The sequence below is a fragment of the Pseudomonas sp. Sample_10 genome (assembly GCF_004321495.1).
In the GTDB taxonomy this organism is placed as follows: domain Bacteria; phylum Pseudomonadota; class Gammaproteobacteria; order Pseudomonadales; family Pseudomonadaceae; genus Aquipseudomonas.
Window position 1 is genome coordinate 1 of sequence record NZ_RCOE01000133.1, and the last position, 10,851, is coordinate 10,851.

Consider the following 10,851-nt stretch of genomic DNA (forward strand, 5'->3'; position numbering starts at 1 on the left):
CTTCACGCAGGGCGGGTAAAACTTCATCAATCGGCAAAGAAATCATGCTGGCTCCAAAACAGAGGCACGAGTATAACGGCGAACTGCCGGGCGTTTGTCAGGGTCCTAATTCATATCGACGACGTTTCGTTTTGAGATAACTCAGGAGATTTCATATGCGTGTTCCCTTTCGCCTGATCGGCGGTGTTCTGGTCGCGACGCTACTGACTCAAGTCACCGCTTGCGGTTCGATTTTCTACCCGGACCGCCGTGGCCAGATCGACGGCAAGATCGACCCGGCCATTGCCGTGCTTGATGCCGTGGGCCTGCTGTTCTACATCGTGCCTGGCCTGATCGCGTTTGCCGTGGACTTCGCCACCGGCGCGATTTACTACGCACCGGGAGAAACCGCGCAAGTCGCCCCGGAAAAACTCAAGGAAGCCATCGGCGCCGACGGCAAGGTCGATAACCTCAAGTTGCAGACTATTCTGGAACGTGAAACCGGCCGCCATTTCCCGCTGGACGATCCACGCCTGATCCAGCACAAGGGCAGCACTCAGCAATTGGCCCTGCTCGGCCTGCAACCCGCCGCGTAACCGGTGCCCATGAAGGAATAGCCGCACTCATGATCTCCAGCTCCGAACACGCCCGCCTGCTGCGGCTGGCGACCCGTGCCTCGGTGGCGGTGGCCTGCTCGCTGATCATCGCCAAAGCCATCGCCTGGTGGTTGAGCGGCTCGGTGAGCATGCTCGCCGGGCTCACCGACTCGGCACTCGACGGCGTGACTTCGCTGCTCAACCTGCTGGCCGTGCACTACGCCTTGCGCCCGGCCGACGACGATCATCGCTACGGGCATGGCAAGGCCGAGTCGCTGGCGGGTATGGCGCAGGCGTTGTTCATTGGCGGTAGCGCGGTGCTGATTGCGTTGCAGGCGTTCGAGCGGCTCAAGCATCCGGAACCGGTGGGCGCACCATGGATCAGCATTGGTGTGATTGTCTTTTCGCTGGTGATGACCCTGGCGCTGCTGATGTTGCAGCATCGGGTGGTCAAGGCCACCGGCTCCAACGCGGTGCGCGCCGATTCTTTGCACTACCGTTCGGATTTGTTGCTCAACGGCAGCATTCTGGTCGCACTGGTGCTGGCCGGGTTTGGCTGGCATCAGGTCGACCCCTGGTTCGGCCTGGGAATTGCCGCGTACATCTTCTGGAGCGCGGTGCAGATCGCCCGGGAAAGTTTTGCGGTATTGATGGATGAAGAACTGCCGCCGGATGTCAGCCAGCACATGCTCGAACTGGCCTGCAGCGTGCCCGGGGTGTTGGGCGCCCATGACCTGCGCACACGGATTTCCGGCAACCAATGGTTTGTGCAACTGCATCTGGAATTGCCGGGAGAACTGACCCTGTCAGTTGCCCATGGCATCAGCGATCAGGCCGCTGATGCGATTCACGCCGCTTATCCGCGAGCCGAAGTGCTGGTGCACGCCGACCCGCAGGAAGTGGTCAAAGCCGCCCGGGCTCAGAACGTCACTCGATAACCGCGACTGCTCAGACACCCGCCCTGGGCCTGCCGGTAGGTTTGCACCACGGTCGGGTCCGGTTGATAGGTGTCGACGCGCGGGTCGAAACCACTTTGTTCCACCGCCCAGCGGTAGCAGTCGTAGCCGTCCTGATTGACCTGCTCCGGCGACTGACCGTTGGCCGGGTAAGCCTCCACATCATAGCCATTGCCGGTCGCCAGCGGCTGTCCGGGCGGCTCGACCACCACGTAATCCTGCGTGCTTTCCTGATAGGCGTAGTAAGAGCCAGCCGCCAGGAACAACAGCGAACCGCCGATCCAGACTTCACGGGCATAGTCGGGTAAATACTGGATGCGTATCCCGCGTGGCGGCTGGACCACCACATAGCGAGGGCCTTGCGGGCGATACCAGTAGCCGCCGGAATAGAAATAATCACGACCGCCATAGGGCACCCGGTAGTCACGATCCGGGAAGCGGTCGATCACATGCCCCGGCCGATACTGCGGGCCAGGTCCCCAGCCATTGCCGTGACCGCTCGGACGACCTTGCCACTGGCTGCTGCCATTGGACGGTGCGCCGATGTAGCCATTCCAATGCGGGTTCGGGTCATTGCGCCGCGGTTCATCCTTGTAGTATCCACGGCGCGGTTCCTGGGTTTGCTGCACGGTGTCGGGCCGAGGCTGAATCGGCAAGTCGTTGGCCGGCAGTTGCGGCGGTGGCGGCGGCGAGCGCACCCGGCTGTTGTAGTCAGGTGGTGGACGGTTCTGCCATTGGCCGTTGTTCTGAGGTTGATTCTGGCCGTTAGGCTCGAACTGGCGACTGTTGTCGCCACGAATGATCTCGTTATTCTGCGGGCGCGGCTGATTGCTAGCGCCATGTCCCGGATTATTGTTGCCCTGACGACCGCCGTCGCCGCGTTGCCCGCCGTCGGGGCCACGGTTCTGCGGCTCATCGGCCAGCGATTGCGCAGTGACACTGACACACAGCAAACCAACACCGGCCAAACGCCAGATGCGCGACTTCATGCTATTCCTCACTGCAGATAATGGCTGTCGGGGACGGATTCTGCAGGAGCGAGTCTGCTCGCTCCTGCACGTAAGACTGGAAATGCACAGGCCGGTTCTGCAACAGGTTATCAGTCGCGAAACTTATTTATTGAGGCCCGGGCGGCAAATTTCAGGCAAGAAAAAGGGGAGACCCGTCGGCCTCCCCTTGAGAACTTTGTCCGTGCTCGACGCTTTTGACGTCGGCTCACCTCACGCCGTCTTCTGGACAGTGTGTAGCTCGGAGGCCTGCGCATCCCCGGTGGGGGGTGGCGGCCGCGACTGGCCTGATTGGGCGAGTCGCACTGGACTGTTTGTCCGAGCAGTGATTCTGGTGATAAGAATAGGCTCGTGGCGCCGGCAGAGGATTGCGAAGATTGCTGAAATAAACATCACTTGCGCAATTTTTAACCCTGGATAGATAATCTGCCGCAATAGATACGACAAGGGATCGTTTGATGAGCAAACTCGACCGTTACGACCTGAGCATTTTGGCTGAATTGCAGCGCGATGCGCGCATCTCCAATCAGGAGCTGGCCGAACGCATCGGCCTGTCACCTTCACCCTGCTCGCGTCGGGTCAAGCAACTGGAAGACGACGGCTACATCTCCCGCCAGGTCGCCCTGCTCGACCGCAAGATGCTCGGCCTGAGCCTGACGGCCTACGTGCTGATCGGCATGGACCGCCATACGCCGGAGCGTTTCGAAAATTTCGAACAGGCCATTCGCACCTTGCCCCAGGTGCTGGAATGCAGCCTGGTGACCGGTATGGATGCCGACTATCAGCTCAAGGTGGTGGTGCCGGACATGGATCACTATCAGAAACTGCTGCTCGGTCACTTGACCCGGATTGAAGGCGTGACCAGTGTGCGCTCGAGTTTCGTGCTGAATCAGGTGTTGAACAGCACTGAACTGCCTTTGACTCATCTTCGCAGCTAATTACGCAATCGCTGGCAAGCCAGCTCCCACAGGTTTTGTGTTGGACAAAATATTGTGATCAACACAAGACACTGTGGGAGCTGGCTCGCCAGCGATGGGGCCGGGCCGGGCGATGAATAGCTGCGACACACCGCCGCAGGCCCATACTGCACGCCGCCTGCCGGGCGTATACTCCCCGCGCCCTTTTAGCCTCGCCCGCGCTGGAGAAGTTCGATGGATCCTGCAGTATTCGAAGAGTGGATGATGACCGGACTGGTCAGCATCCTGATCATTTTCATGGGTTTCATCGTCTGGGATCTGGCGAAGAAATCCAAGGCCGGGCGTTTCGGCTCGTTCATCCTGTTCTTCGTGCTGGGCCTGGGCGTGGCCGCGTTCGTGATCAAGAGTGTAGTGATCGGCATGATCGAATCCGGCACCTTATAAACGCGCCGGCACTTCCTTCCACTGGCCCTGATCGAGCCCCTGGATCGTCCAGTCACCGATCCTGACCCGAACCAGCCGCAACGTCGGCAAGCCGACCGCTGCCGTCATGCGCCTCACCTGACGGTTGCGACCTTCGCGAATCACCAACTCCAGCCAATGGGTCGGCACGCTTTTGCGAAAGCGTACCGGCGGGTTGCGCGGCCACAGCTCAGGCTCATCCAGTTGCCGCGCCTCGGCGGGCAAGGTCATGCCGTCGTTCAATTCAACGCCGTCACGCAAGCGCTGCAACTGCTCGGCGCTCGGCTCGCCCTCGACCTGCACCCAGTAAGTCTTGGCCAGTTTGTGTTTCGGGTCGGCGATCCGTGCCTGAAGCTGGCCGTCATTGGTCAACAGCAACAACCCTTCGCTGTCGCGGTCGAGTCGCCCTGCCGGGTAAATCCCGGGGATATCGATGTAATCCTTGAGTGTCGCGCGCCCTTCGCCGTCGCTGAATTGCGTCAGCACATCGAACGGTTTGTTGAACAGGATCAGCTTCGGTTCGGCGGGTGGCGCCTTGGCGACACGGCGCGGGGCTGAAGGCGAAGGCTTCGCGCCAGGGCGGCGGGAAACGGGGCGTGGAGGACGAGACATGGCGAAGAGAACATCTAACGGTCAGGGCCCACTATGCTAGTGGCCTGACCGCCAAATGACCATGACCAACCGTTAGCGGAACGGCGGCTCGTCGAAGCTGCGCAGTTTGCGCGAGTGCAGCGAGTTGAGTTCGGTGCGTAATAGATCGACTGCTTCAATGCCGATCTTCAAGTGCTGGCTGACTGCGCGTTCATAGAAGGCGTTGGCCGAGCCTGGCAACTTGATCTCGCTATGCAGGGGTTTGTCCGAGACGCAGAGCAACGTGCCATAAGGCACCCGCAAGCGATAACCCTGAGCGGCGATGGTGCCGCTTTCCATGTCCACCGCCACGGCGCGGGACAAGTTGATCAGCGGCCGCTCCTGCGCCCAGCGCAACTCCCAGTTGCGGTCGTCGTAGGTCAACACGGTGCCGGTGCGCAGGCGTTTCTTCAGCTCGTCACCCTTCTCGCCGGTGATGTTCGCCGCCGCTTGTTGCAAGGCCATCTGTACTTCCGCCAGGGCCGGGATCGGAATGTTCGGCGGCACTACGCGATCGAGAATCCCGTCGCGGCGCATGTAGGCGTGGGCCAGCACGTAATCGCCGATCGTTTGCGACTGACGCAAGCCGCCGCAATGGCCGATCATCAGCCAGCAATGCGGACGCAGCACGGCCAAATGGTCGGTGATGTTCTTGGCGTTGGACGGGCCGACACCGATATTCACCAGCGTCACGCCGTGGCCGTCGCTGGCGATCAGGTGATAGGCCGGCATCTGGTAACGGTGCCAGACCACGCCGGCAGCAATCGCCGAGGCTTCACCGTGGTCCATGCTTTTTTCGATGATCACGTTGCCCGGCAATACCATGCGCACAAAACGCGGATCGTTGCGCAACTGCTCCAGGCCATGGACGATGAACTGGTCGACATAACGGTGGTAGTTGGTCAGCAGGATCCACGGCTGCACATGACGCCAGTCGCTGCCGGTGTAATGCACCAGGCGGCGCAAGGAAAAATCCACCCGCGCCGCGTCGAACAGGGCCAGCGGCAGCGGATGGGTGTTTTCCCAGTCGTACAGGCCGTCGGCAATGCCATCGGTGGCGGCCGACAGATCGGTGCTTGGGAACACTCGCGCCAGCACGGCAGCGGTCACGCCGGAACCGGCCAGCTCATCGCCCTGCTCGACCACGTACGGATAAGGAATGTTCTGCTCGCTGACCCCGACTTCGACGGTCACGGTGAAGTCGTGCATCAACGGGACCAGTTGTTCCAGCAGGTACTTTCGGAACGCCGACGGATGGGTGACGGTAACGCTGTAGGTGCCTGGCAATTGCACCTTGGCGTAGGCGCGGGTGGTCTGCGGGACTTCGCCCTGGCAATGGTAGGTCAGGCGTAATTCGGGATAACGGAACAGGGCACGCTGCTCGGCATCGGGCTCGACGCGATCCTTGAGATAACGCTTGAGCGCCTGGTTCAGCGCGGTGGTTGCACGATTGTGCAAAAGCGCAAGCCGATCCACGGCTTGCTCGGCGGTTTGAACGACAATAAAAGCTTCGGTCACGATCAGCATCCTGTGTTCTGACTTGCAGACCTTCATCTTGCCTGCATCGTCGCTTCACGGGAACAGTGGCGTGTTGGCTGCACAACAATTTCCAAAGACACAAAAAACCTGTGGGAGCGGGCTTGCCCGCGATTGCTATTTATCATTCAACAGGAATGTTGGCTGATAGACCGCTATCGCGGGCAAGCCCGCTCCCACAGGAGGGGTGTTGGGATTAGTAATTTTGTGGAGTCGAGCGGGCGACAATGGCCTCCACATCCAGACCTCGCGGCAGCGCGCCGTACACCCGACCACCGCCACTCAGGCGACTGGCGATGAACGCATCACTGACCGCCGAATTCCCCGCCTCCAGCAACAATTTGGCCTGTATTCCCAGCGCGATGTCCTCGGTCAACTGCCGGGCACGATACTGAATGTCGCTGGTGTCTTTGAACGCCGTCTGCAATTGATCAATGTGCGCAGCCAGGCGCTTGTCGCCATGCCCATCGCCCAATTCACTGAACAACGCATCCAGCACACCCGGTTCTTTGGACAACGCCCGCAAAACGTCAAGGCACTGCACGTTGCCCGAACCTTCCCACGTCGAATTGACCGGCGCCTCGCGGTAGAGGCGCGGCAAGATGCTGTCTTCGACATAACCGGCACCGCCCATGCATTCGGCGGCTTCGTTGATCATGGCCGGCGCACGCTTGCAGATCCAGTACTTGCCCACGGCCGTCACCAGCCGAGCGAATTTGGTTTCCCGGGAATCATTCAGATGATCCAGCGCCCGGCCCATGCGCAAACTCAACGCCAGCGCCGCTTCGCTCTCCAGCGCCAAATCGGCCAGCACGTTTTGCATCAACGGCTGCTCACTGAGCAGCTTGCCGCCCACCGAGCGATGAGCGCAGTGATGACTGGCCTGGGTCAGTGCCTGGCGCATCAAGGCGCTGGAACCGACCATGCAATCGAACCGGGTCATGGCAACCATTTCGATGATCGTCGGCACGCCACGGCCCTCTTCGCCGACCATCCACGCCAGGGCGCCACGGAATTCCACCTCGCTGGACGCGTTGGAGCAGTTGCCGAGCTTGTTTTTCAAACGCTGGATGTAGAACTGATTGCGCGTGTCGTCCGGGCGATGGCGCGGCAGCAGGAAACAGGTCAGGCCCTTGTCCGTTTGTGCCAGGGTCAGGAAGGCATCGCACATTGGCGCCGAGCAAAACCACTTGTGCCCCACCAGTTCGTAAGCCTGCCCCGGGCCACTGGCGCCCACCGGATAGGCTTTGGTGGTGTTGGCGCGCACATCGGTGCCACCCTGTTTCTCGGTCATTGCCATGCCGATGGTGACACCGGCCTTGTGGGCCATGCCGACGTTGCGCGGATCGTATTCGGTGGCCAGAACCTTGGGCAGCCATTTTTCCGCCAAATCCGGCTGTAGGCGCAGCGCCGGAACACTGGCGAATGTCATGGTCAGCGGGCAGCCGCTGCCGGCTTCGGCCTGACTGTGCAGATACGTCATGGAGGCACGGGCCACGTGGGCGCCGGACTGTGGATGCGCCCAAGGCAATGAGGTCAAGCCATGCTCGACAGCCGTGCGCATCAGTTGGTAGTAAGCCGGGTGGAACTCCACCAGATCGATGCGGTGCCCGTATCGATCATGACTGTTGAACAGTGGCTTGTTCTGATTCGCCAGGAACCCCGCTTCCATCAACGGTCCACCGGCCAGTGCACCGTACGCATCGATACGCGACTCGGCCCAACCGGCACCGAAACGCCGCGACCACTCCTGTAACGGCAAGTCGATGCGATACAGATTGGCACCGTCCAATGACGGCGGCTGGTTGGTGACTTCGTGGGTTTCGGCGAACTGATGCAGGTTCATGACAGGGCTCCTTTGGTCAGCCAAGGGATTTCAGTTAAGCACCGCCCCCCGGCTGAAAAAAGTGTCATATCTGCCTAACTGTCGGCGCTTTCGCCCTGTTGCGAACAGAGCACCCGGCGGTAGAGCGCCACCTGCAAGTCTTCGAATTTCACCGGTTTGCTCAGGTAATCAATCAACGCACCGGTCGGGCAACGCTCGCGATCCACACCTTGGGCAATCAGGAAAACCGGCAACTGCGAGCAACCCGGCAAAGCGCGGATCTGGCAGCAGACAGATACGCCGTCCATCGGCTGCAACTCATGATCGAGCAACACGGCATCAACGGTTTCTCGTTGCAGAAAATCCAGCGCGGAGCTGCCGCTGTCTGCGGTGCGCACCCGAAATCCGAGCTTGAGCAACATGCCACGCATCACCAGTTGATTGACGTTGTTGTGATCGACCAACAGCACCGTGCAGTCCTGCGGCAGCCGCAGACGCGCGAGATCCGGGGCCTTGGCAGGTGTTGAAGGACGCTCTGTCGCCGGCACTTCGAACTCGACATCGAGCTGGAAGCGACTGCCACGCCCCGGCTCCGAACGGTGAGTCAGTCGACCGCCAAGCAATTCGACCAGTTGCCGACAGATCGCCAGGCCGACCCCGAGACCACCGTATTCACGGGTCATCGATCCGTCGAGCTGGAAAAAGCGCTGGTACATTGTCGCCTCACCCAGATCGGTGAAACCGATACCGGTGTCGATCACCGCAAACGACAACGCCAACCGTTCGGGCTTGACCGTCTTCCCGGACACCCGCAATGCCAGCCCGCCCACCCGGGTGAACTTGATGGCGTTATCCAGCAGGCATTCCAGGCATTGCGCCAGCTTGGCGCTGTCACCGTGCAAACGATCAGGCACACCGGGCGCCACATCGACCTTGAAGTCCAGCGACTTGCTCGACGCATTGCCCTCGAACTGCACACGCAACGCCTCGACCACGCCGCGCAAACTGAAGGTCGACGGCGTCGCCTTGAGCTTGCCGGCCTGCAACTCGGTCAGGGTCAGGATGCCGTTGACCATGCGCATCATTTCGCGCGCCGACCCGGAAGCGGTTTGCTGATACTGCTCCAGCTCCGGGTCCATCTCGACGGTTTGCATCAACTCCAGCGAACCGATCACGCCATTCATCGGCGTGCGCAACTCGTGGGTCAAGGTCGCGAGGAATTCGTCCTTGAGCTTGTTGCTGTGAGCCAATTGCTGGTTGAGCACTTCAAGCTTTTGCCCCGCGTCTAACAGGGTTTGCGCCTGCTGTTCGCGCATGGCGTTGATGCGGTCTGCCAGGGCCAGGGACAAAAGCGCCACCTCGATGGCAGAGCCGATCTGGCTGGAATACATGGTCAGGAACACGTTCGGCAGATACCCCAGCACCATCATCGTATTGACGATACCGCCGAGCAAAAATGCCGACCAGGCAATGATGAAGTACCGCGCCACCCGCAACCCGCGCAGCCAGGCAAATATTCCTGCGGCAAAGATGACGACGGTGAAGGTCAATGCCAGCGCTGTGGCCAGACGCAGGGCCAGGGCGTAACTGGTCATCAGCGACAACCCGACCACCAGCGCACTGAACGCCACCAACGCCAGCAGCATGCGGTCAAGCCAGCGGCTGTGGGTGGCTGTCTGCAGGAAACTGCGCGCGAATTGACTGCCGAACAACCCCGCGCAGCCAATGAAAAACGGCGTCGCGGCATTCGCCCACCAGGGATAGTCTGGCCAGAAATACTGCACAGCCGCGCCATTCACCGACAACTGATAGAGGCCGAACGAAGCGATATAGAAGATGTAGTAGAGGTAACTGGTGTCACGCACGCTGAGGTAAATGAACAGGTTGTAGACCAGCATGCCCAGCAACACGCCGTAAATCAGCCCCAGCACATAAAGTCGCACAGGCTGCTCTTCGAGGTAGGCGGTGCTCGACCACAACGTGACCGGCGCCTGGATCGAACCCTGGCTTTGCAGGCGCAGGTAAACGGTTTGCGTCTGGCCGGGAGTGAAGTCCAGGTTGAACAGGTAGTTGTTCTGGCGAACCTCACGAGTGGAGAACGGCAAGGCATCGCCCGTCTGCCTGACCAACTGATAGTCGCCGGCAGCATCGGGCAAATACAGATCGAGGTGATCGAGGGGTGGATAGGCCAGTTCCAGCAGCCAGGTACGTTGCGCCGACGGGTTGCTCGGACGGTATTGCAGGTCGATCTTCAGCCAGAACACCGAGCGCGAATAACCGGCATTGAGCGTAGTTTTGTCATGAGGCTGGAAGTGGCCGGCCGCCGCTTGCGCGCGCACCTGGGCAATGCTCGCCTGACCGTCCGCGTCTTCAAACACTTGCAGGGATTGGCCCAGGGGAAGGCTTTGAGTGAACTCATCGAATTCGACGGCGTTCGCCAAAATGGGCAAACACAACAGCAACATCAGCAAATAGCGCATTTATGCCCCAGCGTGGCCTGTCCGGTTCTGTCAGGAAGCCCCCCATTCCTTTTGAGTAGACGTAAAACCGGTGTTGCCTGTTATTTGTTTGGATCCACTCTAGCATAGCCGCTGATGGCCTTTGAGCACTACAGAAATATTTCCTGCAAAGGCTCTAGAACGGGCGTTCCAGCGAAGATTGTTGAGATAGAGCTGTTGACTTGGTCAGATACCTATTTGTGGCGAGGGAGCTTGCTCCCGCTGGGCTGCGAAGCAGCCCTGAAATATTCTGCCAGCGACACCCTATCGCACAACACTACGACGGCTGCACAGCCGAGCGAGAGCAAGCGCTCTCGGCAGATTATGTCGCCACACCCGAAAAAAGATGTTTGGTGGTAAGCTCGCGCACCATGAATATCTACAGCTCTTGCCCCGTTGTCCTCTGTCTCTCCGGCCACGACCCAAGTGGTGGCGCCGGCTTGCA

At 60.2% G+C, this 10,851-nt stretch carries 9 protein-coding genes; 4 read left to right on the forward strand and 5 right to left on the reverse strand.

Annotated elements, in window-relative coordinates; translation table 11 throughout:
• Positions 1-155: 155 nt before the first annotated feature.
• Positions 156-575, forward strand: a complete 420-nt coding sequence (locus tag D8U18_RS12735; RefSeq protein ID WP_056855778.1) for a hypothetical protein — start codon at positions 156-158, stop codon at positions 573-575.
• Positions 576-604: 29 nt separating this feature from the next.
• Positions 605-1,513 (forward strand): cation diffusion facilitator family transporter, encoded by a 909-nt coding sequence (locus D8U18_RS12740; protein WP_131107741.1) that lies wholly within the window; start codon positions 605-607, stop codon positions 1,511-1,513.
• On the opposite strand, the gene D8U18_RS12745 is transcribed toward D8U18_RS12740, so the two are convergent.
• Positions 1,495-2,520, reverse strand: coding sequence for a DUF6515 family protein (locus tag D8U18_RS12745; RefSeq protein WP_130907704.1), 1,026 nt, complete (start codon positions 2,518-2,520; stop codon positions 1,495-1,497). The genes D8U18_RS12740 and D8U18_RS12745 overlap by 19 nt on opposite strands.
• Before the next feature lie 476 nt (positions 2,521-2,996).
• On the opposite strand from D8U18_RS12745, the gene D8U18_RS12750 reads away from it, so the two are divergent.
• On the forward strand, positions 2,997-3,476 hold the full coding sequence (locus D8U18_RS12750) for an Lrp/AsnC family transcriptional regulator (RefSeq protein ID WP_056855781.1): 480 nt from the start codon (positions 2,997-2,999) through the stop codon (positions 3,474-3,476).
• A gap of 213 nt (positions 3,477-3,689) precedes the next feature.
• Positions 3,690-3,899, forward strand: coding sequence for a DUF2788 domain-containing protein (locus D8U18_RS12755; RefSeq protein WP_056855782.1), 210 nt, complete (start codon positions 3,690-3,692; stop codon positions 3,897-3,899).
• Here D8U18_RS12755 and D8U18_RS12760 read toward each other — a convergent pair.
• From D8U18_RS12760 to D8U18_RS12775, 4 genes are all read right to left on the reverse strand, one after another.
• Positions 3,894-4,529, reverse strand: coding sequence for a pseudouridine synthase (locus tag D8U18_RS12760; protein WP_130905824.1), 636 nt, complete (start codon positions 4,527-4,529; stop codon positions 3,894-3,896). The genes D8U18_RS12755 and D8U18_RS12760 overlap by 6 nt on opposite strands.
• A gap of 72 nt (positions 4,530-4,601) precedes the next feature.
• Positions 4,602-6,101 (reverse strand): AMP nucleosidase, encoded by a 1,500-nt coding sequence (gene amn / locus D8U18_RS12765; protein WP_177336594.1) that lies wholly within the window; start codon positions 6,099-6,101, stop codon positions 4,602-4,604.
• A 178-nt stretch (positions 6,102-6,279) separates the two neighbouring features.
• Positions 6,280-7,929 carry an acyl-CoA dehydrogenase family protein gene (locus D8U18_RS12770; protein WP_131107742.1) on the reverse strand — a complete coding sequence of 550 codons (1,650 nt, stop codon included), beginning with the start codon at positions 7,927-7,929 and terminating at the stop codon, positions 6,280-6,282.
• Positions 7,930-8,003: 74 nt separating this feature from the next.
• Positions 8,004-10,388 carry a hybrid sensor histidine kinase/response regulator gene (locus D8U18_RS12775; protein WP_131107743.1) on the reverse strand — a complete coding sequence of 795 codons (2,385 nt, stop codon included), beginning with the start codon at positions 10,386-10,388 and terminating at the stop codon, positions 8,004-8,006.
• Between the last annotated feature and the right edge of the window lie 463 nt (positions 10,389-10,851).

What these genes read in the sequence shown, in the direction of transcription:
- D8U18_RS12735 (WP_056855778.1), top strand. Translation starts at nt 156, where the DNA reads ATGCGTGTTCCCTTTCGCCTGATCGGCGGTGTTCTGGTCGCGACGCTA.
- D8U18_RS12740 (WP_131107741.1), top strand. Translation starts at nt 605, where the DNA reads ATGATCTCCAGCTCCGAACACGCCCGCCTGCTGCGGCTGGCGACCCGT.
- D8U18_RS12745 (WP_130907704.1), bottom strand. Translation starts at nt 2,520, where the DNA reads ATGAAGTCGCGCATCTGGCGTTTGGCCGGTGTTGGTTTGCTGTGTGTC.
- D8U18_RS12750 (WP_056855781.1), top strand. Translation starts at nt 2,997, where the DNA reads ATGAGCAAACTCGACCGTTACGACCTGAGCATTTTGGCTGAATTGCAG.
- D8U18_RS12755 (WP_056855782.1), top strand. Translation starts at nt 3,690, where the DNA reads ATGGATCCTGCAGTATTCGAAGAGTGGATGATGACCGGACTGGTCAGC.
- D8U18_RS12760 (WP_130905824.1), bottom strand. Translation starts at nt 4,529, where the DNA reads ATGTCTCGTCCTCCACGCCCCGTTTCCCGCCGCCCTGGCGCGAAGCCT.
- amn (WP_177336594.1), bottom strand. Translation starts at nt 6,101, where the DNA reads ATGAAGGTCTGCAAGTCAGAACACAGGATGCTGATCGTGACCGAAGCT.
- D8U18_RS12770 (WP_131107742.1), bottom strand. Translation starts at nt 7,929, where the DNA reads ATGAACCTGCATCAGTTCGCCGAAACCCACGAAGTCACCAACCAGCCG.
- D8U18_RS12775 (WP_131107743.1), bottom strand. Translation starts at nt 10,388, where the DNA reads ATGCGCTATTTGCTGATGTTGCTGTTGTGTTTGCCCATTTTGGCGAAC.